The organism is Peribacillus sp. NPDC046944, from assembly GCF_050272735.1.
In the GTDB taxonomy this organism is placed as follows: Bacteria; Bacillota; Bacilli; order Bacillales; family DSM-1321; genus Peribacillus.
The window spans coordinates 434,010-458,973 of the sequence record NZ_JBNNML010000004.1; the positions used below are offsets into that span (position 1 = coordinate 434,010).

At 40.7% G+C, this 24,964-nt stretch carries 23 protein-coding genes; 21 read left to right on the top strand and 2 right to left on the bottom strand.

All coding sequences use genetic code 11. The annotated features are described in order from the left end of the window. Positions 1-103: 103 nt before the first annotated feature. The 15 genes from yfmF to ACQKIC_RS10455 all read left to right on the top strand — a co-directional run bounded on the left by yfmF (position 104) and on the right by ACQKIC_RS10455 (position 16,302). Positions 104-1,384 (top strand): EF-P 5-aminopentanol modification-associated protein YfmF, encoded by a 1,281-nt coding sequence (gene yfmF, locus ACQKIC_RS10385; RefSeq protein ID WP_427591140.1) that lies wholly within the window; start codon positions 104-106, stop codon positions 1,382-1,384. Further along, positions 1,384-2,670, top strand: a complete 1,287-nt coding sequence (gene yfmH / locus ACQKIC_RS10390) for an EF-P 5-aminopentanol modification-associated protein YfmH (protein WP_427591141.1) — start codon at positions 1,384-1,386, stop codon at positions 2,668-2,670. Before yfmF ends, yfmH begins: the two co-directional genes overlap by 1 nt. A 14-nt stretch (positions 2,671-2,684) precedes the next feature. Beyond that, positions 2,685-3,416, top strand: coding sequence for an elongation factor P 5-aminopentanone reductase (ymfI, locus tag ACQKIC_RS10395; protein WP_402987989.1), 732 nt, complete (start codon positions 2,685-2,687; stop codon positions 3,414-3,416). Positions 3,417-3,498: 82 nt separating this feature from the next. After that, positions 3,499-3,756 (top strand): DUF3243 domain-containing protein, encoded by a 258-nt coding sequence (locus ACQKIC_RS10400; protein WP_402868451.1) that lies wholly within the window; start codon positions 3,499-3,501, stop codon positions 3,754-3,756. A 244-nt stretch (positions 3,757-4,000) separates the two neighbouring features. Next, positions 4,001-4,792, top strand: a complete 792-nt coding sequence (locus ACQKIC_RS10405; protein ID WP_402868453.1) for a DUF3388 domain-containing protein — start codon at positions 4,001-4,003, stop codon at positions 4,790-4,792. Between the two features lie 8 nt (positions 4,793-4,800). Then, a complete protein-coding gene (locus tag ACQKIC_RS10410) occupies positions 4,801-5,715 on the top strand; it encodes a RodZ domain-containing protein (RefSeq protein ID WP_427591142.1) in 915 nt (304 codons plus the stop codon). A 174-nt stretch (positions 5,716-5,889) separates the two neighbouring features. After that, on the top strand, positions 5,890-6,474 hold the full coding sequence (gene pgsA, locus ACQKIC_RS10415; protein WP_402956357.1) for a CDP-diacylglycerol--glycerol-3-phosphate 3-phosphatidyltransferase: 585 nt from the start codon (positions 5,890-5,892) through the stop codon (positions 6,472-6,474). Between the two features lie 16 nt (positions 6,475-6,490). Next, on the top strand, positions 6,491-7,723 hold the full coding sequence (locus ACQKIC_RS10420; protein WP_402987995.1) for a competence/damage-inducible protein A: 1,233 nt from the start codon (positions 6,491-6,493) through the stop codon (positions 7,721-7,723). Between the two features lie 348 nt (positions 7,724-8,071). Further along, on the top strand, positions 8,072-9,115 hold the full coding sequence (gene recA, locus ACQKIC_RS10425) for a recombinase RecA (RefSeq protein WP_402868461.1): 1,044 nt from the start codon (positions 8,072-8,074) through the stop codon (positions 9,113-9,115). 342 nt (positions 9,116-9,457) lie between these two features. After that, positions 9,458-11,017 carry a ribonuclease Y gene (gene rny, locus ACQKIC_RS10430; RefSeq protein WP_402868463.1) on the top strand — a complete coding sequence of 520 codons (1,560 nt, stop codon included), beginning with the start codon at positions 9,458-9,460 and terminating at the stop codon, positions 11,015-11,017. Positions 11,018-11,144: 127 nt separating this feature from the next. Next, entirely contained in the window at positions 11,145-11,942 is a 798-nt protein-coding gene (locus tag ACQKIC_RS10435; protein ID WP_402956361.1) for a TIGR00282 family metallophosphoesterase, read from the top strand. A 247-nt stretch (positions 11,943-12,189) separates the two neighbouring features. Continuing rightward, a complete protein-coding gene (spoVS, locus tag ACQKIC_RS10440; protein ID WP_191095538.1) occupies positions 12,190-12,450 on the top strand; it encodes a stage V sporulation protein SpoVS in 261 nt (86 codons plus the stop codon). A gap of 90 nt (positions 12,451-12,540) precedes the next feature. Then, positions 12,541-13,458: a dipeptidase gene (locus ACQKIC_RS10445; RefSeq protein ID WP_427591145.1), complete on the top strand. Its 918-nt coding sequence runs from the start codon at positions 12,541-12,543 to the stop codon at positions 13,456-13,458. A 233-nt stretch (positions 13,459-13,691) separates the two neighbouring features. Then, the gene (locus ACQKIC_RS10450) at positions 13,692-15,449 is read left to right on the top strand and encodes a 2-oxoacid:acceptor oxidoreductase subunit alpha (protein WP_402956365.1); all 1,758 of its coding nucleotides are present in this window, start codon (positions 13,692-13,694) and stop codon (positions 15,447-15,449) included. Then, complete coding sequence (locus ACQKIC_RS10455; protein WP_402956367.1) at positions 15,436-16,302, top strand: 2-oxoacid:ferredoxin oxidoreductase subunit beta; 867 nt, start codon at positions 15,436-15,438, stop codon at positions 16,300-16,302. Before ACQKIC_RS10450 ends, ACQKIC_RS10455 begins: the two co-directional genes overlap by 14 nt. Positions 16,303-16,382: 80 nt before the next feature. Here the strand turns inward: ACQKIC_RS10455 and ACQKIC_RS10460 are convergent, their stop codons facing one another. After that, positions 16,383-16,589, bottom strand: coding sequence for a hypothetical protein (locus ACQKIC_RS10460; protein WP_427591146.1), 207 nt, complete (start codon positions 16,587-16,589; stop codon positions 16,383-16,385). Here ACQKIC_RS10460 and ACQKIC_RS10465 point away from each other — a divergent pair. The 6 genes from ACQKIC_RS10465 to mutL all read left to right on the top strand — a co-directional run bounded on the left by ACQKIC_RS10465 (position 16,570) and on the right by mutL (position 24,697). Next, positions 16,570-16,701: a hypothetical protein gene (locus tag ACQKIC_RS10465; protein ID WP_427668616.1), complete on the top strand. Its 132-nt coding sequence runs from the start codon at positions 16,570-16,572 to the stop codon at positions 16,699-16,701. The two genes, ACQKIC_RS10460 and ACQKIC_RS10465, sit on opposite strands and share 20 nt — an antisense overlap. 394 nt (positions 16,702-17,095) lie before the next feature. Next, positions 17,096-18,640, top strand: coding sequence for a tRNA (N6-isopentenyl adenosine(37)-C2)-methylthiotransferase MiaB (gene miaB / locus ACQKIC_RS10470; RefSeq protein WP_427591148.1), 1,545 nt, complete (start codon positions 17,096-17,098; stop codon positions 18,638-18,640). Between the two features lies 1 nt (position 18,641). Next, on the top strand, positions 18,642-19,070 hold the full coding sequence (locus ACQKIC_RS10475; RefSeq protein WP_402868476.1) for a RicAFT regulatory complex protein RicA family protein: 429 nt from the start codon (positions 18,642-18,644) through the stop codon (positions 19,068-19,070). A gap of 213 nt (positions 19,071-19,283) precedes the next feature. Beyond that, positions 19,284-19,823, top strand: a complete 540-nt coding sequence (locus tag ACQKIC_RS10480) for an outer spore coat protein CotE (protein WP_402868478.1) — start codon at positions 19,284-19,286, stop codon at positions 19,821-19,823. 261 nt (positions 19,824-20,084) lie between these two features. Beyond that, entirely contained in the window at positions 20,085-22,724 is a 2,640-nt protein-coding gene (gene mutS / locus ACQKIC_RS10485) for a DNA mismatch repair protein MutS (protein ID WP_427591149.1), read from the top strand. Between the two features lie 23 nt (positions 22,725-22,747). Beyond that, positions 22,748-24,697, top strand: coding sequence for a DNA mismatch repair endonuclease MutL (gene mutL, locus ACQKIC_RS10490; protein ID WP_427591151.1), 1,950 nt, complete (start codon positions 22,748-22,750; stop codon positions 24,695-24,697). Here mutL and ACQKIC_RS10495 read toward each other — a convergent pair. Next, on the bottom strand, positions 24,656-24,964 hold a 309-nt coding region (locus ACQKIC_RS10495; RefSeq protein WP_427668618.1), incomplete at its 5' end, for a transposase. The two genes, mutL and ACQKIC_RS10495, sit on opposite strands and share 42 nt — an antisense overlap.

Sequence of the window (24,964 nt, forward strand, 5' to 3'; positions counted from 1 at the left end):
ATTTTCCTTTGACATGTATATTTTAAGGAGATGTTTAAAAGATTACGTATCTACAAACAATAACTTAATTAAGAATGCATTCCATATCGAGGAGGATTAATCCATGTCTATTGCATCCGACACAGTTACAGAAAAAAGCGGATATAAGCTGCATATTGTCCATACGGATAAATATAAAACAAACACGCTCGTGTTGAAAATGAAAGCTCCACTGACTAAAGATTCCGTTACATACCGTGCTTTATTGCCATATGTGCTTCAAAGCAGTACAAGTAAATTCCCAACTACGCCCGAGCTTCGGTCTTATTTGGATGATCTATATGGAGCGGGCTTTTACGTCGATGTGGCAAAAAAAGGGGAATATCAAGTCGTGAGCTTTACCATTGATATCGTCAACGAAAAGTTCTTAAGCGACCCGACCCCCCTTCTGGAAAAAGCTTTTGCGTTGCTTTCTGAAGTGATCTTTCATCCCAAAACAAATGGAGAGGCTTTTGATGCCAAGACTGTTACCAATGAAATCAGGTCATTAAGGCAACGTATTCAGTCAATCTATGATGATAAAATGAGATACTCCGCTACTCGTCTTGTCGAGGAAATGTGTAAAAATGAGCCATATGCTTTGGAGGCCAGTGGCAATTTAGAAGACCTGGAGACCATTACTCCACAATCACTTTATGCTTTTTATGAAAAAATGCTGGCTCAGGATGATATCGATCTGTATGTCATTGGTGATATTGATGAGTCAGAAGTGGAGAAGCTGGCTGACCGATATATTTCCCTTCCGGAACGGGTTCCGGCCCGACTTCAAAGAAATATAGGGGGAAAAGTTGAGAAAGAACAAGAAATCATTGAGAATGCTGATGTGAAACAAGGGAAGTTGAATATGGGGTATCGGACGCATATTTCATATGGAAATCCCGACTATTATGCCCTCCAGCTGTTTAATGGGATTTTTGGCGGTTTTTCACATTCAAAACTTTTCATCAATGTCAGGGAAAAAGCAAGCCTGGCTTATTATGCTGCCTCAAGACTTGAAAGTCATAAGGGACTTCTAATGGTGATGGCTGGCATCGAAAATGCTAACTATAAGCAGGCGATAGATATCATTCATGAACAAATGAAGGAAATGAAGCAAGGGAATTTTTCGGAAGAAGAATTGGAGCAAACAAAAGCTGTCATTAAAAATCAACTTCTAGAAACCATTGATGTATCAAGGGGATTAGTCGAAATCCTCTATCATAATGTTCTATCGGGGAAAGATATCTCACTTGATGAATGGTTTGAAAAAACGGAACAGACAACCAAGGAAGATATTATCAAAGTTGGCCAAAAGATTGAGCTAGATACAATTTACTTCCTATCTGGAACGGAGGTGCAAGAATAATGGAAAAAATTGAATTCGCCCAATTAAAAGAAGAGCTCTATCATGAAAAAATGGAGAATGGATTAGAGGTATATATTCTTCCAAAAAAAGAGTTTAACAAATCATTCGCCACGTTTACGACAAAGTACGGTTCAGTTGACAGCCATTTCAAACCATTGAACCAAGAAGGATTTACAAAAGTACCGGATGGAATTGCCCATTTCTTAGAGCATAAATTATTTGAAAAAGAAGACGGAGACGTGTTTCAACAATTCTCTAAGCAGGGTGCGTCCGCCAATGCCTTCACATCGTTTACAAGGACGGCTTATCTTTTTTCGAGCACATCGGATTTTGAAAGGAACTTAACCACATTAATAGACTTCGTCCAAGAACCTTATTTCTCCGAGAAGACCGTCGAGAAGGAAAAAGGCATTATAGGACAAGAAATTAATATGTATGATGACAACCCTGATTGGCGTTTATATTTTGGTACGATTGCGAACATGTACCATCACCATCCTGTGAAGATCGACATCGCAGGCACAGTCGAATCAATCGCAGATATTACGAAAGACATGCTTTATGATTGTTACAATACGTTCTATCATCCAAGCAACATGCTATTATTCGTTGTAGGACCAGTGGATGTGGAGAAAACGATGAAGCAGATACGGGATAATCAAAACGGTAAAGACTACCGGGAACAACCGGAAATCGAACGGAGATTCGAAAAGGAGCCCGATACAGTAGCTAAGGATAAGAATATTTTAAAAATGAATGTTCAAACACCGAAAGTGATGATTGGAATCAAGGCCACCGATGTTTTTCAAACAGGCGAACAACTTTTGAAGCGGGAACTGGCAACGAATATATACTTAGAAATGCTGTTCGGGAAAAGTTCATCCCTTCATGAAGGCCTGTATGAGGAGGGATTGATTGATCAAAGCTTCTCGTATGATTATACCCAGGAACAAGGGTTTGGTTTCGCTTTAATTGGTGGAGACACGGCCAATCCTGAAAAATTAACAAAGTCTTTGTTGGAAATCCTGGAGAATTCTAAAAAAGGTACTGGTTTAAGTGAAGAAAGTTTGCAAAGAACAATTAAGAAAAAAATTGGTTCTTTCCTTCGCTCACTGAATTCACCCGAATATATTGCCAACCAATTTACGCGGTATGCATTCAATGAGATGAAATTATTCGATGTGGTAGCAGTTTTGGAAAAACTTAAAATGGAAGACATCGAACAGATTGCCAAGGATCTAATCTCCGTTGAGCGGATGACGGTCTGTGAGGTACTTCCTAAATAACATATAGAGGGGGCATGAAAGTGGAAAAGCGTTTTGCCCTTATAACGGGAGCTAGTGGAGGAATCGGCAGGGAAATTGCTTTAAAACTTGCGGAAGAAAATTATTCACTTTATTTACATTACAATAGCAATGAGGAAGCCATTCATGATCTAATTGAACAACTTCGTCCATTTCAGGTCGAACTCATCCCGATTCAGGCAGATTTGTCTACCGGGGATGGTTACAAAAAATTGGTGGAAAATATATTTGCTCTTCATGCCATCGTCCTTAATAGCGGGAATAGTTATTATGGACTCATATCAGACATGACTGAGCAGATTGTCAATGAAATGGTTCAGTTACATGTGACCAGCCCTTTTCAATTAACCAAGGAATTGTTGCCTAAATTAATGTATCAAGAAAAGGCGGCCATCGTCGCAGTTACATCCATCTGGGGTCAGACGGGTGCTTCATGTGAAGTGCTTTATTCGATGGTCAAGGGAGGGCAAAATGCCTTTATCAAGGCATTAAGCAAAGAAGTATCATTAAATGGACTTCGTGTAAACGCCGTCGCCCCTGGCGCGATTTCAACTTCCATGCTGGAATCTTTTAGTGCGGAGGATTTGGAAATCATTAAAGGCGACATCCCAATGGGCAGGATGGGGAGTGCCAAGGAAGTGGCGGAAGCCGTTTCCTATTTACTTTCAGATAAGGCTTCTTATATAACCGGGCAAATCCTTGGTGTAAATGGCGGTTGGTATACTTGAATAAAATTTTTTAAGATGCATAATTTCATCGTTTCCTTCACAAAATATACTTGTACTATTTTGAAGGAAAGGGTGACCACACATGTCTGTATTAGACAATTGGGATCAATGGAAAAATTTCTTGGGAGATCGTCTTAATGAGGGTGAACGCCAAGGGTTGAATGATGAGACAGTAAATAGCTTGGCTTTCGAAATCGGTGATTACTTAGCTAAGCAGGTTGAGCCCCAAAACGACCAAGAAAAAGTGCTAGCTGATCTTTGGTCCGTTGCGAGCGATGAGGAAAAACAAGCAATGGCAAATGTAATGGTCAAGTTAGTCGAGAACAACGGAACAAAGTAAATATGTGAAGATAAAGGCCCCATTACCCTTGTAATGGGGCCTTTATCTTGGTTATATAAAATATTCCGCTATCCTTCAATGAAAATGGAGATTTTTTATAGGGTTTTTCCTTTTAACTTATCAAGAAATACTATATTATAGAATCTAGACAGTAATAATTTAAAAGTAAAGAAGATGAAATAGTATGACGGATAAGTAATACTCGATGGTTGGATAAAAGCTTCTAGGCTTAAGGAGTGTTATCGTGGAGAAAAAAGAATGGTATTTTGAATATGAAATTCAAGTTAACCGTCCAGGTTTATTAGGGGACATATCATCTTTGCTGGGTATGCTATCCATTAATATCATCACTATTAACGGTGTCGACCAAGGCAGGCGAGGTTTGCTTTTAAGGGCAAACGACAGCCGAAATATAGAGAGATTTGAGTCCATTCTCCATACGATGGATACGATAAAGGTCATTAAACTTAGAGAACCCAAATTACGCGATCGGCTTGCGGTCAGACATGGCCGTTATATACAACGTGATGCTGATGAAAAAAACACATTCAGATTTGTTCGTGATGAATTGGGCTTACTGGTGGACTTTATGGCCGAACTATTCAAACAAGAAGGTCACAAGTTAATCGGTATTCGAGGAATGCCCCGAGTCGGAAAGACCGAATCGATAGTTGCATCAAGCGTTTGTGCGAATAAAAGATGGTTGTTTGTGTCATCTACCCTTCTAAAGCAGACGATTCGCAGTCAACTTATCGAGGATGAGTACAATAATGATAATTTGTTTATTCTAGACGGAATTGTATCAACCCGTCGCGCCAATGAGAGACATTGGCAGCTTATCCGTGAAATAATGAGGCTTGATGCTGTCAAAGTCATTGAACATCCAGATGTGTTTGTTCAAAATACGGAGTATACGCTCGAAGACTTTGATTATATTATTGAACTAAGAAACAATCCAGAAGAAGAAATTACATATGAAGTTGTGGACCAAAAAGATCAGTTTTCTGGTTCGGAATTTGGATCCTTTGACTTTTAAAATGGCAGGTGTTTTATTTGACTGAATTAGGTAATCGATTAAAAGAAACTAGGGAAGCCAAAGGGCTTACCCTTGATGATTTACAGGAACTGACAAAGATTCAAAAGCGGTATCTTGTAGGGATTGAAGAGGGAAATTATAGTATGATGCCCGGAAAGTTTTATGTGCGGGCATTCATCAAGCAATATTGTGAAGCTGTAGGTCTGGACCCTGATGAAATATTCGAGGAGTTCAAGAGCGACGTGCCATCTGTCTATAGCGAGGAACTGCCTGAACAGCTTTCAAGGGTTCAAACCCGTAAGACGATTCCGGCAAAAGACTCCAAATTTGTAGAGATGTTGCCTAAAATCCTAGGTGTGATCGTGGTAATTGGTGTCGCTATATTGATTTGGGTGTTGGTTTCCAATAGTATGAGTAAGTCCAATGACAATGATAAAAAGAGCGATAAACCGAATGAAGTGGTTGGATATAACGAAAGTAATGAGTTTAACGAAAAAGAAGAAAAAGTAGATAAAGACCAGAAAGAAGAAACAGATATAGCTAATAAAAAGGATAAAGACAATGCTGTAGAAGAAGAAAAAGAAGAAGAAAAGATTGAGCAGGATTTGACTGTTGTCAGTTCTAGCGGTAAAAATAGTACGTATGAGTTAAAAGGTTCGGATACTTTCAAATTGAAAGTTTCCTCTAAAGGTTCGCCATGGGTAGGTATTACAAATGGTGAAGGGAAATTACTTTTCCAAGGGACAATCAAGGAAAATGAAAGTGAGGAAATAGATTTTACTGAAGAAAAAGAAGCTGTCATTAATATTGGTAGAGCAAACGAAACGGAAATTTTTGTCAATGATGAAAAGCTTGAGTATACTATTTCACCCAATGATATGACTACGCAATTGGTTACGATACAATTTACGAAAGCGGAATAGTCATCTCTTAGATGACTATTTTTCTCTTTTCTATATGGAAAATGTCCATGTTAAACCGGCATATATCAATGATTTTGAGGTAAATTATACATAGGTAAACCTGGCCATTGGCCACATTACAATGATGGAAAGCGCATTGCCTAAAAGCAAGCGTATATTTTGGAGGTTAAAAGTTTGAATCTGCCTAATAAGATTACAGTAGCAAGAATCTGTCTAATTCCAGTTTTTTTAATCATCATGCTCGTACCTTTTTCTTGGGGAACACTTACTTGGGGAGAGTATACATTGCCGGTGGCGCATCTAGCGGGGGCTATACTTTTCATCATAGCTTCTACTACGGATTGGATTGATGGTCATTTTGCAAGAAAATATAATTTGGTTACTGATTTAGGGAAGTTTTTAGACCCGTTGGCCGATAAATTACTTGTTTCGGCAGCATTGATTGTTTTAGTTGACTTAAATTTAATGTATGGCCAGTCCTGGATTGCCATCGTCATTATCAGTCGGGAATTTGCCGTTACTGGTTTACGCCTGGTTTTAGCCGGTACGGGTGAAGTGGTCGCGGCCAACCAATTGGGTAAAATTAAAACATGGGCACAAATTGTCTCAATATCTGCTTTATTGCTTCATAACCTGCCCTTTGCTTTTATTTCGCTTCCATTTGCCAATATCGCTCTATGGATTGCGTTAATCTTTACAATATGGTCTGGGGCCGATTATTTTGTGAAAAACAAGCAAGCTTTCATTAATTCTAAGTAACGAAGGGGTCGTTGATATGGATGCAGAAATCATTGCAGTAGGCTCTGAACTTCTATTGGGGCAAATTAACAATACAAACGGAAGGTTTTTATCGCAACAGTTTGCTGAAATGGGTGTCAATGTTTTTTACCATACTGTCGTCGGAGATAATGACCGTCGTCTGCAACAAGCCATAGAGATTGCTGAGTCACGGGCTAACTTAATTGTCTTTACTGGTGGCCTTGGTCCAACGAAGGATGATTTAACGAAGGAGACAATTTCTCGCCACATTGGGAAAAAGCTCGTTTTTGATGAGGATGCACTACAATCCATAGAAGCGTACTTTCAAAAGCGCGGTCGTCCAATGACTGAAAATAATAAGAAGCAGGCTCTTGTCTTGGAAGGCTGTGATGTATTGCCAAACGACCATGGCATGGCACCCGGAATGGTCTTGGCTAAATCGGGAATCACATATATGCTGCTTCCTGGTCCACCAAGCGAAATGGAACCGATGTTCTTAAACTACGGATATGAAGCAATCATGAAAAGGCTTGAAAAGCATGAACGAATTGATTCGAAGGTTCTTCGTTTCTACGGAATAGGGGAAGCGGAGCTGGAAACGGTGATAGAAGATCTTCTCGTAGACCAAACCAATCCAACCATTGCCCCACTTGCAGCTGAAGGGGAAGTGACTTTAAGGATTACAGCAAAAGAATCGTCTAAAGAAAAGTGTGAAGAGCTTATTTTGGGAGCGGAGAAGGAAATCCTTAGTCGGGTCGGTCAATATTATTATGGAAGTGATAATACATCGCTGATAAAAGAACTGGTTAAAGAATTAACGGTCCGTAAGCTAACGATCGCGGCGGCGGAAAGTTTGACCGGTGGAATGTTTCAAGAACAGTTAACGACCATACCAGGTGCTGGAAAAGTGTTCAAAGGCGGTATTGTCAGCTATACAAACGATGCAAAGGCGGATGTGCTAGGCGTAAGCGAAGGAACCATTTCAACTCATGGCGTCGTGAGCGGAGAGTGTGCCATGGAAATGGCCTCTAAGGTACGGGAGAAGCTTGATGCAGATGTAGGTATCAGTTTTACTGGAGTGGCAGGACCCGATGAACAAGAAGGGAAACCAGTGGGTACTGTATTCATTGGCATTTCCTTACGGGGTGGGGACACTCGCTTTGAAGAGTTGAATTTATCTGGAAGCAGGGCGCAAAACCGAGTAAGAAGTGTAAAATATGGTTGCCATTATTTATTACGGGGTTTATAAGCGACATAAAAGCAGAGCTCAAAAGGCTCTGTTTTTTATGTCTTAGAAGTTTTCATTTTGTCGAATTAGGGAAAAGAAGAAAACAGTTTATTCAATAAAAAGGCATTTTATTAGCGGATATCTTATAGAAAAAGATAAAATCACGTAGACAAAATACTTTTTCATGAAGATTTAACCAAAAGAAAAAAACGAATGAATGTTCGACTTTTTGCTTGGCAAAATAGCAAAAAGAGTATATAGTTAAGATAGATTTTGAGACAAGATATTGACCTTGTCCTCAAAGAATGGCTAACGTAAGAACATCTTTAATCGGACTGCCGATTATTTGAATATAGAGGAGGAACTTAAGTGAGTAGTGATCGTCAAGCGGCTTTAGATATGGCGTTAAAACAAATTGAGAAACAATTTGGTAAAGGTTCTGTAATGAAACTTGGAGAACAGTCCGATCGAAGAATCTCAACGATTTCGAGTGGGTCTCTAGCGTTGGATGTAGCATTGGGAGTAGGTGGCTATCCGAGAGGCCGTGTCATTGAGATATACGGACCGGAGAGTTCAGGTAAAACGACTGTTGCCTTGCATGCAATAGCAGAGGTGCAAAAGACTGGCGGAACAGCTGCATTTATTGATGCTGAGCATGCCTTGGATCCAGCATATTCTGAAAAACTTGGCGTGAATATTGATGAATTGTTGCTTTCACAGCCTGATACTGGTGAACAAGCCCTTGAGATTGCGGAAGCGTTAGTGAGAAGTGGTGCGGTGGATATTATTGTTATCGACTCCGTAGCAGCACTTGTTCCTAAAGCGGAAATCGAAGGAGAAATGGGAGATTCCCATATGGGTCTTCAAGCCCGTATGATGTCACAGGCCCTTAGAAAACTTTCTGGTGCTATCAATAAATCAAATACCATTGCGATTTTCATTAACCAGATTCGTGAAAAGATCGGGATTATGTTTGGGAATCCAGAAACGACTCCGGGTGGTCGTGCCTTGAAGTTCTATTCGACTGTTCGTCTTGAAGTGCGTCGTGCTGAACAATTAAAACAAGGTAATGAAATCGTTGGTAATAAAACAAAGATTAAAGTCGTTAAAAATAAAGTAGCTCCACCTTTCCGTCAAGCGGAAGTCGATATCATGTATGGTCAGGGAATCTCACAGGAAGGCGAAATCATTGATATGGGTGCAGACCTGGATATCGTCCTAAAAAGTGGTTCGTGGTATTCATACAATGATGAGCGTGTGGGACAAGGTAGGGAAAATGCGAAATTGTTCTTGAAAGAAAATCAGGACATCGCTAAGGAAATCTCACAAAAAATCAGGGACCATTATAATCTAGATGGAGAGTTTGAGCTCCCGAAAGAGGCTGAAGAGGAGCATCTTGAACTACTTGATTGATGGTAGGAAAGGACCTAAGCTAATTATGCTTAGGCCTTTTCTATATTCCTTAAGATCGTTGAAATGGAAAAATTGCAAAAATTAAAGCGGTTTTGCAGCCCTCAATTATGTTAAACTGATACATAATTGCTATGCATAGTAATAAAACGAGAATAAACCTTGATACATAAGGGACAAAGGCTTGACAATAAAAATTCTCAACTATACAATTAATATGTATATTTTACAATTTTTCAAACTAAAATTTTGAAAATTAAGAGCTGTATATTGAATTTATGTGCAATGTACTTGCCGACAGTTCAACATTTTATGTAAAAGTTCATAGCAAGGGGAGGTGAAACGATGGAACCCATGACAATCATCTTCACTTTGCTTGGCCTAATCGTCGGTGCAGTTGTTGGTTATTTTATTCACAAATCAAAATTTGAGAGTAAAATAGCAGGGGCAAAGGGCTCTGCTGAACATATCCTTGAGGATGCAAAACGTGAAGCGGAAGCGCTTAAAAAAGAAGCCTTGTTGGAAGCAAAAGATGAAATTCACAAGGTTCGTTCTGAGTCCGATCGGGAATCCCGTGAAAGAAGGAACGAATTACAAAAACAAGAAAATCGATTATTGCAAAGAGAAGAGAATCTTGATCGGAAGGATGAAACGTTGGATAAACGTGAAAGCCTTTTAGAGAGAAAAGAGGAGTCTCTTAACCAAAGACAACAGCATATTGAAGAGATGGAAAGCAAAGTGGACGAGACGGTACGTAAGCAACAAACGGAGCTTGAACGTGTCTCTGGTTTGACTCGTGAAGAAGCTAAATCGATCATTATAGATCGAACAGAAAATGAGCTTGCTCATGATGTAGCAGTTATGATTAAAGAAAGTGATACCCGCGCCAAAGAAGAAGCTGATAAAAAGGCGAAAGAAGTCTTATCTCTAGCCATTCAGCGTTGTGCGGCTGATCATGTTGCAGAAACCACCGTTTCTGTAGTGAATCTTCCAAATGATGAAATGAAGGGACGGATAATCGGACGTGAGGGCCGAAATATCCGAACACTTGAAACGCTAACGGGTATTGATCTTATCATTGATGATACTCCTGAGGCAGTCATCCTATCTGGATTTGATCCAATTCGACGGGAAACAGCACGTTTGGCTCTTGAAAAACTAGTTCAGGACGGACGGATTCATCCGGCTCGTATTGAAGAAATGGTTGATAAGGCAAGACGTGAGGTAGATGAACATATTCGTGAAATTGGTGAACAAACAACTTTCGAAGTGGGTGTTCACGGGCTTCATCCAGATCTTATCAAGATTCTTGGTCGTTTGAAGTTCCGTACAAGCTATGGTCAAAACGTACTGAAACATTCTATTGAAGTGGCCCAACTTTCAGGATTATTGGCAGCTGAGCTTGGTGAGGACGAAGTACTTGCCCGCCGTGCCGGTTTATTACATGATATTGGGAAAGCAATTGACCACGAAGTGGAAGGTAGTCACGTTGAAATCGGCGTTGAATTAGCGACTAAGTATAAGGAACATCCAACTGTCATCAACAGCATCGCTTCACATCATGGTGACACAGAGCCAACATCCATTATTTCGGTGCTTGTAGCGGCCGCTGATGCCTTATCAGCTGCAAGACCAGGTGCACGAAGTGAAACGCTGGAAAATTACATTAGAAGACTTGAAAAACTTGAAGAGATATCCGAATCCTATGATGGAGTGGAAAAATCCTTCGCGATTCAAGCCGGACGTGAAGTGCGGATTCTAGTGAAACCAGAACAAATAGATGATCTTTCGGCTCATAAACTTGCTCGTGACATCCGGAAACGGATTGAAGAAGAGCTTGATTACCCAGGTCATATAAAAGTAACAGTAATCCGTGAAACAAGAGCGGTAGAATATGCCAAATGATTTGGCTTGGAAAACGAAGTGGTGAAAACCACTTCGTTTTCATTTTTTGTATGAACTTTTTTGAGGATGTCTGTGCATTCAACAGTTATACCAAACAAGTGAAATGTATATAGGAAAGGGTTTTAGTATGAGATTGTTATTTATAGGAGATGTAGTGGGGGCACCGGGCCGTGGTATGGTTAAAGAATACCTCCCAAGACTTAAAGAAAAATATCAGCCGCACATCACGGTAATAAATGGTGAAAATGCTGCAGGAGGCCGAGGAATTACAGAAAAGATTTACCGCAGTTTTCTGGAGTGGGGCGCGCAGGCCGTAACAATGGGAAATCATACGTGGGATAATCGAGATATTTTTTCGTTTATTGATGAAGCGGAATATCTTGTTCGTCCAGCCAACTTTCCCATGGGTGCCCCGGGTGAGGGTCTGAAGTATATAGCGCTAGATCAACAGGAAGTCGCTATCATCAATCTACAGGCCCGGACATTCATGCCAGCATTGGATTGTCCTTTCCGAAAAGCGGAAGAGCTCGTTCTGGAAGCCCAAAAAAGGACACCTATCATTTTTGTCGACTTCCATGGTGAAGCTACAAGTGAAAAACAGGCGATGGGCTGGTACCTTGATGGGAAGGTGACTGCGGTGGTAGGCACACATACACATGTCCAAACAGCTGATAACCGGGTTTTACCACAAGGTACAGCTTATGTATCGGACGTAGGGATGACAGGGCCTTATGACGGCATTCTGGGAATGGATAGAGAGGCTGTTATCCATAAGTTCTTGACGAGCCTCCCTGTGCGATTTGAAGTACCTAAAGCTGGCCGTTCTTTATTAAGTGCTGTATTAATAGATATTGATGAAAAGTCAGGCAAGGCGGTAAACATTGAGCGAATACTGATAAACGAAGATAACCCGTTTTATAACTAACTTAAATGGACATCAGTCGTGGCTGATTGTCCATTTTTCTTTATAATAGCTACGTGATTTTTACGAGAAAGATTCAATGAGGGAAAAAGTTAAGTAAGGTCTCCTAATAGGGAATCTAAAATCTGTTGTTGGACAATCCTGGTTTTCTTTGTCATACAAGTTTTACTAGCTGAATATAGTAGCAGTGGAAAGTGTTATAACTATTGAGCCAAGTTATAATCGGCAGGGAAAACAAGGAGGACTAGGAATGGAAATATTAAAGGTTTCAGCAAAATCTAATCCTAATTCTGTAGCAGGCGCACTGGCGGGGGTTCTCAGAGAAAGAGGGACCGCAGAAATTCAAGCAATTGGTGCAGGTGCGTTAAATCAAGCCGTTAAGGCAGTAGCAATCGCAAGAGGATTTGTCGCACCTAGTGGAGTCGACTTGATTTGTATTCCTGCCTTTACGGATATTCTCATTGATGGCGAAGAGCGTACGGCAATTAAGCTAATCGTTGAACCAAGATAAATTCATAAGTTTATGCCTGTTTGTCGGATGGCGAGCAGGTTATTTTTTGTATGTGACGAATAAGAAAGGTAGAGAAGGGGGATTGGATGGGTGATTTTTGATGCGCATTGTGATGTTTTGATGAAATTGTTTATAGATCCGGATATTTCCTTTGTGGACAGCGATAAGTTACATATTACAAAGCGTGAACTTATGGATTCAGGTGGAAAGGTCCAATGCTTTGCGATATACATTCCTGAACAAGTCCACTCGGATATGAGATTTCAGGCTGCCTTGGCGATGGTGGAAATTTTTCACAAAAAAGTCCTGGCTGAACCTGAAATAAAATTTATAAGGTCGAAGAAAGATATCGATTCACTGGGGGAAAAAGAGATAGGAGCTTTGCTGACATTAGAAGGCTGTGATTGCATCGGGGATGATGTATTAAAGATGAAAACCCTCCTTCAATTGGGGGTTACTTCGGTAGGATTAACATGGAATTATGCCAATCTGGTAGCCGACGGAGTTTTAGAAAAAAGAGGAGGCGGGCTAACGCGATTTGGAACGGATGTGGTGGGATTATTGAATGTGCAGTCGATATGGTGCGATCTTTCCCACCTATCGGAATCTGGGTTTTGGGACACCATAGAAATAGCAGACTTTCCGATTGCTTCCCATTCGAACGCCTATCGTTTATGCCCACATCCAAGGAATCTGAAAGACAGCCAAATAAAGGCTCTCCTAAAAAAGAATGGGACTATTGGGGTGACATTTGTTCCTCAATTTTTATCACAAGGTAAATCCGCGTCCATAAAAGACGTTATCAATCATATTGAACATATTTGTAGTTTAGGTGGAGAAAAACAAATTGGTTTTGGATCGGATTTCGATGGCATAGAAGAGATGGTCGATGACTTGGTCTCTTATAGCAATTACCAAAATTTAATTGATGAACTTGATAGGCTCTATTCCACAGAATTCGTAAAAGGCATTCTTTTTGAAAATTTCATTCGTCATTATCCTCGATAAAAAAAGGATAGGGCGAAATGGTGTTTTTATTCTGATTTTGTAGATAGGATTGAATATTCTGAAAATATAAAAAATAAAAGCAAAAAGGTTGCAATTTATGTATTTAACCGATAGAATTGAAAGCGTTTAGTACACCTTTTCTGTCATAGAACGATTATTTACATATTGAACGTTCTGAAGAGAGGTACAGGTAAATAGCAGTTATATACGAACGTTCTAAAGGAGTGTAAGACATGATCAATCAACTTTCATGGAAAGTTGGCGGACAACAAGGTGAAGGTATTGAAAGTACAGGAGAAATATTCTGTATTGCCCTCAATCGCTTAGGTTATTACTTGTATGGCTACCGTCATTTCTCATCTCGAATAAAGGGAGGACACACGAATAATAAGATTCGTGTAAGTACTTCTGAAACTCGTGCTATCTCAGATGATTTAGACATCTTAGTTGCTTTCGATCAAGAAACAATAGACGTCAATTATAAAGAACTACACGAAGGCGGCATCATTATCGCTGATGCAAAATTTAAACCTGTCTGCCCTGAAGATACAAAGGCAGAGTTATATATAGTCCCATTTACGGAAATCGCATCTGAATTGGGTACTTCTTTAATGAAAAACATGGTGGCAATCGGAGCTACCTGTGCTGTACTTGGCATGGAAATCTCCGTGTTCAATGATGTTGTTGATGAAATCTTCGGCCGTAAAGGTGAAGAAATCGTTAAAAAGAACATGGATGCGATTACTGCTGGTTATAAAGCCATGGAAGTATTGCTTGGTGAAAAAGTGGGCGCTATGGAACTTGAAAAAGCGGATGGTCAAAAACGTTTATTCATGATTGGTAACGACGCAATCGCACTAGGTGCAGTTGCCGGTGGATGTCGATTTATGGCTGCTTATCCGATTACGCCAGCCTCGGAAATCATGGAGTATTTAATCAAGAAACTGCCTAAAGTGGGTGGTACCGTCATTCAGACGGAAGACGAAATCGCTGCAGCTACGATGGCAATCGGGGCTAACTACGGTGGTGTTCGTGCTATTACAGCTTCTGCCGGACCAGGTCTTTCATTGAAAATGGAAGCAATCGGTTTAGCGGGAATCACAGAAACTCCGATTGTTATTGTAGATACACAACGTGGCGGTCCTTCTACCGGACTTCCAACGAAACAAGAACAATCTGACTTAATGGCGATGATTTATGGGACGCACGGAGAAATACCGAAAATCGTCATGGCCCCAAGTACGGTTGAGGAAGCCTTTTATGATACGGCTGAAGCCTTCAATCTTGCTGAGGAATACCAATGTCCGGTTATCATTTTATCCGATTTACAGCTATCATTGGGTAAGCAGACCGTGCAACCGCTAGATTACAGTAAAGTGGAAATCAGACGTGGTAAACTTTTGGACACGGAAATAGAAGGCCCTCAAGAAAAAACATATTTCAAGCGCTATGAAGTAACAGAAGATGGAGTTTCTCCTCGTGTCGTTCCAGGCATGAAAAACGGAATTCACCATGTTACGGGTGTAGAGCATGATGAAACAGGGAAGCCTTCTGAATCAGCTGCAAATCGTGTAGCACAAATGGATAAGAGGATGCGTAAGCTTAGCAATTTAGCGAACACATTCAATACACCCGTTTACAAAAATGCACCACACGCAGAGGCTGACTTGTTAATCCTAGGGTTTAACTCTACCCGGGGAACGATAGATGAAGCTATCGGCCGTTTGGAAACGGATGGAATAAAAGTGAATCATGCGCAAGTTCGTTTGATTCATCCATTCCCTGCTGATGAAGTTCTTTCTTTAGTGCAATCAGCTAAGAAAGTAGTAGTAATTGAAAATAATGCGACTGGACAATTGGCTAATATTATCAAGATGAATGTCGGGCATGTAAATAAAATTAAAAGCATCCTAAAATATGACGGCAACCCATTCCTCCCGCATGAAATTCACACACAATGCAAGGAGATGTTCGAATATGGCAACATTTAAAGAATTTCGAAATGATGTAAAACCTAATTGGTGTCCTGGTTGTGGGGATTTCTCCGTTCAGGCTGCCATGCAGCGTGCAGCAGCCAACGTAGGCTTGGAACCGGAAAACTTAGCTGTGGTTTCTGGAATCGGCTGTTCAGGTCGGATTTCAGGCTACATCAAATCTTATGGTTTCCATGGCATTCATGGTCGTTCGCTACCGATTGCCCAAGGATTGAAAATGGCTAACCGCGAGTTGACGGTTATAGCTTCCGGTGGGGATGGCGATGGTTTTGCAATCGGGATGGGACATACCATACATGCAATACGTCGTAATATCGATATAACGTATATCGTTATGGATAACCAAATTTATGGTTTAACTAAAGGACAGACTTCCCCACGTTCAGCTGCTGGATTTAAAACGAAATCCACGCCTGAAGGATCAATTGAGCGGGCAGTCTCTCCGATGGAATTAGCTTTGTCGGCTGGAGCTACCTTTGTCGCCCAAAGTTTTTCAACGGATTTAAAAGACTTAACTGCAATCATTGAAGCTGGAATCAACCATAAAGGGTTCTCCTTTATTAATGTTTTCTCGCCATGCGTTACGTACAACAAAATCAATACGTACGATTGGTTCAAACAAAACTTAACAAAATTAAGCACGATTGAAGGATATGATTCCACAAATAAAGAACAGGCCATGCATACGTTAATGAAGCATGACAGTCTTGTGACTGGGATCATTTATCAAGATTCTTCACGGTCATCGTATCAGGAATTAATTCCAGGTTATGCCGATGAAGCGTTGAATAAATCTGATTTAACTCTAGATCAGGCTCATTTTGATAAACTTGTTGAAGAATTTATGTAAGCGTGAAAAGGTTCACCCCAAATTTGGGGTGAACCTTTTTTGTGGTTAATAACCAAGCGTTCTAATGAGGAGACAGCACGCTAGAAGATGGTGCTACCTAAATAGTAGGGCTTAGAAGAAACCGTTATTGCATCCGCAGCGGTTTCCTCGGTTACAGCATCCGAAAGAGAAGAAATTACAACGATTTCTTCTACAACAACAGTTGTTGTTATTGTTGTTATTGTTGTTATGGTGGTGGTGGTGGTGATGGTGATTGTTGTTGTCGTTGTGGCGGTCGTCGCGGTCATTGTCGCGTCTTTGACAACCCCTCACCGCACGACAGAAATCTCTTTCGATTCTGCTATTATCGTCGTTATTACGATGATGATCGTGATTATTATTATTATTTCCAGAACATGACATATAAGTCACTCCTTAAATTGTTTTTGTTGTACGAGATATCTTATTCAAGAGCGGACAGGATGTTATAGGACTATGTCCTATATAGTGAAAATGTACGATAGACCTAGACTGTCGATAGTAGTGAAAAAGTTTTGGGTAATAAATTCAGGGTTTATTTTTATTATTTTATTACCTTTTTTGTGAATTTTTTCTAACAAACGCTAAAGGATTGACAGAATGATTGTTTCTTCCTGGTAAAAGCTTTATACTATGTTAATGTGGATATATCACACTTAAAAGCAAATATTTACACATGAATGAAATAGGTAAGTGAACAAAAAACCTGGTTAGCATGCGGGTCTGGAAATAGTTAGGACGTTAAATAAACTAACTATTTTGAAAGGAGATTAACATGAACGAGAAACAAAGATTAGAATTACAACAAGTACAGAATGAAAATCCAGCGGACAAAAAATCCGAAAAGGATTACAGTAAGTACTTTCAGGCAGTTTATATACCGCCTTCCTTGAAGGATGCTAAAAAACGAGGAAAAGAAAATGTAGAATATCATGATGACTTTGCTATTCCTGAACAATTCCGAGGAATGGGAGAAGGTAAGAAATTTCTTATTCGTACATACGGTTGCCAAATGAATGAGCACGATACTGAAGTCATGGCGGGTATCTTTACGGCACTCGGATATCAACCGACCACTACAGTCGACGATGCGAATGTCATTTTACTGAACACTTGCGCAATAAGGGAAAATGCGGAGAACAAAGTATTCGGGGAACTAGGGCATTTAAAATCACTTAAATTGGAAAAACCAGATTTACTGTTGGGCGTTTGCGGCTGTATGTCCCAGGAAGAATCGGTCGTTAAAAGAATCCTTGAGAAACATCATTTTGTCGATATGATCTTTGGTACACATAATATCCACCGACTACCACAAATCCTAAATGAGGCATATCTTTCAAAAGAGATGGTCATTGAAGTTTGGTCCAAAGAAGGGGATGTGATTGAAAATCTTCCTAAAGTACGTAAAGGGAAAACAAAAGCATGGGTCAATATTATGTACGGCTGTGATAAATTCTGTACGTATTGCATCGTGCCTTTTACACGAGGAAAAGAAAGGAGTCGCCGTCCCGAAGACATCATTCAGGAGGTTCGTCATCTTGCGGCACAGGGCTACAAGGAAGTCACCCTCCTCGGTCAAAATGTGAATGCATATGGAAAAGACTTTACAGACATGGAGTATCGCCTTGGTGACTTGATGGATGAAATCCGTAAGATAGATATCCCGCGGATTCGCTTTACTACTAGTCATCCCCGGGACTTCGATGATCATTTGATTGAAGTTCTTGCTAAAGGCGGTAACTTAGTGGATCATATCCATCTTCCTGTTCAATCGGGAAGTACGGAAACGCTTAAAATCATGGCGCGTAAATACACGCGTGAACAATATTTAGAGCTTGTTAGAAAAATTAGGGAAGCAATTCCTAGTGCATCTTTAACGACGGATATTATTGTCGGTTATCCAAATGAAACGGAAGAACATTTCGAGGAAACGATGTCTTTATACCGGGAAGTTGGATTTGATGCTGCTTATACGTATATTTACTCTCCGCGAGAAGGAACGCCTGCAGCAAAAATGCAGGATAATGTCCCGATGGAAGTGAAAAAAGAACGTCTGCAACGCTTAAATGCCCTTGTGAACGAAACATGTGCTTTGAAAATGAAAGAGTACAATGGGCAAATTGTAGAAGTTCTCGTGGAAGGTGAAAGTAAGAAAAATCCAGATGTATTAGCAGGGTATACTACGAAAAATAAGCTAGTGAACTTCAAAGGACCAAAGTCCGCGATTGGCCAAATCGTCAAGGTGAAAATCATCGACACGAAAACATGGTCATTGAATGGGGATATGGTTGAAGAAGCGACAGCGATAGAGGTGGATTAAAATGACAAAATATACAAAAGACGATATCTTAACAAAAGCGGCAGAGCTAGCTGAAATGATTGCCAGCACGGAAGAAGTGGATTTCTTTAAACGGGCTGAGGCTCATATTAATGAAAACCAAAAGATACGTGAAATGATTGCCAGTATCAAAAGCTTACAAAAACAAGCTGTGAACTTCCAACATTATGGAAAAGAAAAAGCATACGGGCAAGTTCAGGCGAAAATCGATGCCCTTGAAAAGCAGTTGGATGAGCTTCCAATCGTCCAGGAGTTCAAGCAATCCCAAGTCGATGTCAACGACCTTCTTCAAATGGTTTCTTCGCAAGTATCCAATAAGGTGACGGATTTGATAATTGAATCAACTGAAGGTGATATCCTTCGTGGTGAGACAGGATCAAAGGTACAGGCTGGTGGCGGAGGTTGTTCATAATATTTTCGGAAAGCCCTTCTGGATGCAGAAGGGCTTTTTTATGTTTCAAAAACCCTTATACAGCGCCCATTCGTGACACATATCCCAAAACTGGTGCATAAAATAACCTAGATTTAAACATTACAGCAGTTTTCAGATATTAAAAATTCTACGCACACTAGACTTTTACCACGCATAGGATGAATGGAAACTGTATGAGGAGGGTTCGCTAGCATGTCACAATATAGAGAGATAATAACTAAAGCGGTGGTGGCCAAGGGACGTAAATTCACAAAGTCCTCACACACCATTTGCCCGGCTCATCATCCTTCTAGCATTCTAGGTTGTTGGATCATCAACCATAAATACGATGCCAAGAAAGTCGGCAAAAAGGTAGAAATTCACGGCAGCTACGAAATCAACGTTTGGTATTCATATAACCATAATTCAAAGACGGAAGTTGTCACTGAAAAAGTACAATATACCGACGTGATTTCGCTAAAATACCGTGATCCAGATTGTCATGATGACCATGAAATCGTAGCACAAGCTGTCCAACAGCCGAATTGTTTAGAAGCATCCATCTCCCCATGTGGACAAAAGATCATTGTTCATGTGGAAAGAGAATTCTTTGTGGAGGTCGTTGGCGAAACGAAAATTTGCGTCGCTGTAAGCCCAGATGGCCGCTGTGAAGATGACTGGGGCTCAGATTTTGATGATGATGAGTTCGAAGATTTAGATCCGGATTTCCTTGATGAATTCGAAGATGAGTAAAATACTTTAATATAGTCAATACCGGATGACATTCCCTTCATCCGGTCTTATTTACGTTAAAAGAAGGACAGGCCAAATTAGTAGAGTATTTTATTACCCGCATAAGCTCCTCGGCGTCCTAAATCCCCTTATAAAAAGGAAAAAAACAGTGTATTATGCATGTTTTCTTGTAATAGCGAATACAGGAAAGGTGCTATCCCGTATGGTATAATAAATGACATATATAAATAACAGATTATAGTTTGGAAAGGTTTTGAAAGAATGGCTGGATATACACCAATGATTCAACAATATTTAAAAATCAAGGCAGAGTATCAGGATGCCTTTTTATTTTTCCGTTTAGGGGATTTTTATGAAATGTTTTTTGAGGATGCATTGAATGCCTCACAGGAACTGGAGATTACATTAACGAGCCGGGAGGGTGGCACGGAAAATCGAATTCCCATGTGTGGCATTCCCTATCACTCGGCTCCCAATTATATTGATATTTTGATAGAAAAAGGCTTTAAGGTAGCCATTTGTGAACAGACAGAGGATCCTAAACAAGCAAAAGGGGTCGTCCGCCGGGAAGTTGTCCAGCTGATTACACCGGGAACCAAAATGGATAGTAAGGGACTTCGGGAAAAAGAAAATAATTACATTGCATCCATCACGTCCTTTACAGATGGGCAATTCGGTTTTGCTTACAACGATTTGTCGACAGGTGAAAACAAGGTCACGTTGATTGAAAGTTTTGAAGAGGTATTGAATGAGTTTGCAAACCTTGGTGCCAGCGAAGTTGTCATTGCAACGGATTTTAACGATGAATGGAAAAAGCAATTGCAGGAACGGGGTGCCGCAGCACTTTCCCTTGAGGATAACTTAGAGCAAAGTGAGTCGTTCGTTTCTTTGTTTCGACTGTTGAAAGAAGATAAGCAAGCTCAAACGACTGCGCGTTTATTGAATTATTTATACCGTACCCAAAAAAGAAGCCTAGATCACCTGCAGCCAGTATTTGCATATGAAACGTCCCATTATATGAAAATCGACTATTATAGCAAGCGTAATTTGGAGTTGACGGAAACCATCCGTTCCAAAGGAAAAAAAGGGTCGTTATTATGGCTTTTGGATGAGACGAAGACAGCGATGGGAGGCAGGATGCTTAAGCAATGGATTGATCGTCCACTCATCAATCGACTGCAAATCGAACGTAGACAAAACCTTGTGGAAATATTGAAGGATCACTACTTCGAACGTCAAGATTTGCGCGAGCGCTTGAAGGAAGTATATGATTTAGAGCGTCTTGCGGGCCGGGTGGCGTTTGGAAATGTCAATGCACGTGATTTAATCCAGTTGAAACGTTCACTCCAACAAGTACCCATCATTCGTGAAATCGTCCAATCCTTGGGCTCCAATGGCGATATAACAGCTCTCGCCGAAAAGCTGGATCCCTGTGAGGAAGTGACCGATTTACTTGAAACGGCATTAGTGGAAAATCCACCGTTATCCGTTAAGGAAGGGAACATTATCCAAGATGGTTTCCACTCGGAACTGGATACATATCGAGATGCCAGCCGAAACGGAAAAACGTGGATCGCTCAGCTGGAACGGGAGGAACGGGAACGTACCGGAATACGATCATTGAAAATCGGCTATAACCGAGTATTTGGTTATTATATTGAAGTGACTCGCGCCAATTTGCATTTACTTGAAGAGGGACGGTATGAACGGAAGCAAACCTTGACCAATGCTGAAAGATATATCACACCTGAACTAAAAGAAAAGGAAGCCTTGATTTTACAAGCCGAAGAGAAAAGCATCGGTCTTGAATATGATCTGTTCCTCAGCCTCCGTGAACAGGTGAAAAGCTATATCCCACGTTTACAAGAGCTTGCGAAAGGCATCAGTGAACTTGATGTTCTCCAATGCTTTGCAACGATCAGTGAAGAGCGTCATTATGTAAAGCCGGTCTTTTCTGAAAATCGTAAAATAGCCTTACAGGAAGGACGCCACCCTGTTGTCGAAAAAGTACTGCATTCTCAAGAGTATGTTCCAAATGACTGTTTTATGGATAGCGACCGTGAGCTACTTTTGATTACAGGACCTAATATGTCGGGTAAAAGTACGTATATGCGTCAGATTGCGTTGACATCCATTTTGGCCCAAATCGGTTGTTTTGTATCGGCGACCTCAGCGGAACTGCCGATTTTCGATAAAGTGTTCACTCGAATTGGTGCAGCGGATGATCTCATTTCGGGGCAAAGTACTTTCATGGTCGAGATGCTCGAAGCAAAAAATGCCATCATGAATGCTACGGAAAACAGCTTGATTTTATTCGATGAAATCGGACGAGGAACTTCCACTTACGATGGTATGGCGTTAGCGCAGGCAATCATTGAATATATTCATGGAGAAATCGGTGCAAAGACACTCTTTTCAACACATTATCATGAATTGACCGTGTTATCAGAGGAACTTCCTAAACTGAAAAATATCCACGTAAGTGCAATCGAACAGAATGGGAATGTCGTTTTCCTTCATAAAATAAAAGAGGGACCAGCCGATAAAAGTTATGGTATTCATGTTGCCAAGCTTGCCAACCTTCCAAAACAGTTAATTGACCGGGCAGCTGCCATTTTAGCGCAACTTGAAAGTGATAATGAACAAGTGACGCAAACACCTTCACAGTCAGCTGTTGTAGTAGATATAGATGTTCCTAAAGGATCTAAAGAAAAGGATGGTACGGTTGTAAATGAAGCGTCGCAACTTTCCTTTTTCGGAGAAGAAGTTCCAAGGGGAAAAACCAGTTCATCAGCTAAGGAAAAAAAAGTGCTTGATGATATCAAATCGCTCGATATCCTAGAAATGACACCACTGGATGCGATGAATATACTCTATAAATTGCATAAGAAATTGAAATAAATAATTGAAGCGAGGCGATAAAAGTGGGGAAAATCATACAGCTAGACGAGTCTTTATCGAATAAAATAGCAGCTGGCGAAGTGGTTGAACGTCCTGCCTCAGTCGTGAAGGAGCTAGTGGAGAACGCCATAGATGCCAACAGTACCATCATTGAAATTGAATTGGTGGAGGCCGGACTTGGGTCCATCAGGATCATAGACAATGGAGATGGAATGACGGCCGACGATGTAGAAGCGGCGTTTAAACGTCATGCCACAAGTAAAATAAAAGATGAAAATGACTTGTTTCGGATTCGGACGCTCGGGTTCCGTGGTGAAGCCATGCCAAGTATCGCATCAGTTTCCCATTTTGAAATGAAAAGCAGCACGGGAGAGGGGCCAGGAACCCGAATTCTGCTTGAAGGGGGGATCATTCGTGAATTGGAGGCTTCATCAAGCCGAAAAGGGACGGACATCACGGTCTCCGAGCTTTTCTATAATACACCGGCACGATTGAAGTATTTAAAAACGATTCATACTGAGCTAGGAAACATTACGGATGTCACGAACAGGCTGGCTTTGTCACACCCTGACGTTTCGATAAGCCTTACGCATAATAAGAAGCGTATTTTGCATACAAATGGTAATGGAGATGTCCGGCAAGTACTGGCCGCAATCTACGGAATGAATATCGCCAAAAAGATGATTCCGATAGAGACGAGGTCTTTGGACTTCACTATAACCGGATATATCGTAATGCCCGAGGTCACCCGTGCCTCCAGAAATTACATTTCGACGATGATTAACGGTAGATTTATAAAAAACTATGTTCTTGTTAAGGCAATCCTGGAGGGATACCACACACTCCTTCCTATTGGACGTTTCCCAATTGCTTTGTTGAATATTGAAATGGATCCAATCTTGGTCGATGTTAATGTACATCCGTCCAAATTAGAGGTGCGACTTAGTAAGGAACAAGAGTTATATGCCTTAGTATCGGAAACGATTAAATCAGCTTTCAAGAAACTTTCCTTGATTCCAAGCGGTTTCACGCCGTCACAAAAGAAAGAGGAGCCTAAAAGCGAGCAGACGTCTCTCAGCTTAGACCATGTCGTAGAAAGAGGAAGGCAAGTTCTTGAAGAAGCAAAAAAAGAAGCATCCCTACTAAAGAATACCTTGATACGAGAAAAACAACAGCAAGAAGTTCCAGTGGAATCTATCGATGATAACCAGGATATTGATACCATGCATGAATTAATATATAGCAGTGAAGATGGAATGCAAATGGGAGAGGCCTCTATCCCTGTCATACCTCCAGAAGAAAAAAGGTCCTTGTTCGAATCCGCTGAAGGGTATACAACATATACAGTCGAAGAGGATGAGGAAGAAATAGAGGAGGAAGATGCTTCAAGCCGCATACCTCCTATGTATCCAATTGGACAAATGCATGGCACCTATATTTTCGCCCAAAACGAAAAAGGTTTGTATATCATCGATCAGCATGCTGCACAGGAACGGATTAAATATGAATATTTCAAAGAAAAGGTTGGTCGTGTCGAAAATGAGCTACAGGATATGCTCGTTCCGATCACGTTAGAATTTTCGACCGATCAATCAATTCGAATCAATGAATACAAGGATGAGCTAGAAAAGGTCGGCGTCTTTTTAGAGGAATTCGGTTACAATTCCTTTATCGTCCGGTCCCATCCACAATGGTTCCCTAAAGGAATTGAACAGGAAATCCTTGAAGACATGATTGAACAATTATTGTCGATGAAAAAGGTGGACATAAAAAAACTGCGTGAAGCGGCGGCCATCATGATGAGCTGCAAAGCCTCCATTAAAGCCAACCGCCACCTCCGTAACGATGAAATACAAGCCCTTCTTGATGAATTAAGGCGAACAACCGATCCATTCACCTGTCCGCATGGAAGACCCATCATCATCTCCTATTCAATTTACGAAATGGAAAAGATGTTTAAAAGGGTGATGTGAAAATGAAAAGGGGCTGTCTAATAAGTCCCTAAAATAAAACAGGTGGAGAAAAACGAGTTGTTTTTCTCCACCTGTTTTTCTATTTCTATAATAATTTACTGAAAGTAGCTGACGTAACCCAGCTATCTTCAGTAAATTATGTGCCATGGCTACGATGCCAAACTCCGTTTGTACTTTCGCTAAGCCCCGAAGCGAAAAGCGACGGAACGACCTATTGCCCTTGATATGACCAAAAACACTCTCTACCTCGATTTTTCGTCGAGCGTA

Excerpts from the sequence above, each read along its gene's own strand:
- ymfI (WP_402987989.1), top strand. The coding sequence starts at position 2,685 with ATGAAAGTGGAAAAGCGTTTTGCCCTTATAACGGGAGCTAGTGGAGGA.
- ACQKIC_RS10460 (WP_427591146.1), bottom strand. The coding sequence starts at position 16,589 with ATGACCGCGACGACCGCCACAACGACAACAACAATCACCATCACCACC.
- yfmF (WP_427591140.1), top strand. The coding sequence starts at position 104 with ATGTCTATTGCATCCGACACAGTTACAGAAAAAAGCGGATATAAGCTG.
- yfmH (WP_427591141.1), top strand. The coding sequence starts at position 1,384 with ATGGAAAAAATTGAATTCGCCCAATTAAAAGAAGAGCTCTATCATGAA.
- mutS (WP_427591149.1), top strand. The coding sequence starts at position 20,085 with ATGGCTGGATATACACCAATGATTCAACAATATTTAAAAATCAAGGCA.
- ACQKIC_RS10450 (WP_402956365.1), top strand. The coding sequence starts at position 13,692 with ATGATCAATCAACTTTCATGGAAAGTTGGCGGACAACAAGGTGAAGGT.
- ACQKIC_RS10455 (WP_402956367.1), top strand. The coding sequence starts at position 15,436 with ATGGCAACATTTAAAGAATTTCGAAATGATGTAAAACCTAATTGGTGT.
- ACQKIC_RS10420 (WP_402987995.1), top strand. The coding sequence starts at position 6,491 with ATGGATGCAGAAATCATTGCAGTAGGCTCTGAACTTCTATTGGGGCAA.
- ACQKIC_RS10435 (WP_402956361.1), top strand. The coding sequence starts at position 11,145 with ATGAGATTGTTATTTATAGGAGATGTAGTGGGGGCACCGGGCCGTGGT.
- miaB (WP_427591148.1), top strand. The coding sequence starts at position 17,096 with ATGAACGAGAAACAAAGATTAGAATTACAACAAGTACAGAATGAAAAT.
- ACQKIC_RS10400 (WP_402868451.1), top strand. The coding sequence starts at position 3,499 with ATGTCTGTATTAGACAATTGGGATCAATGGAAAAATTTCTTGGGAGAT.
- spoVS (WP_191095538.1), top strand. The coding sequence starts at position 12,190 with ATGGAAATATTAAAGGTTTCAGCAAAATCTAATCCTAATTCTGTAGCA.
- ACQKIC_RS10480 (WP_402868478.1), top strand. The coding sequence starts at position 19,284 with ATGTCACAATATAGAGAGATAATAACTAAAGCGGTGGTGGCCAAGGGA.
- rny (WP_402868463.1), top strand. The coding sequence starts at position 9,458 with ATGGAACCCATGACAATCATCTTCACTTTGCTTGGCCTAATCGTCGGT.
- ACQKIC_RS10475 (WP_402868476.1), top strand. The coding sequence starts at position 18,642 with ATGACAAAATATACAAAAGACGATATCTTAACAAAAGCGGCAGAGCTA.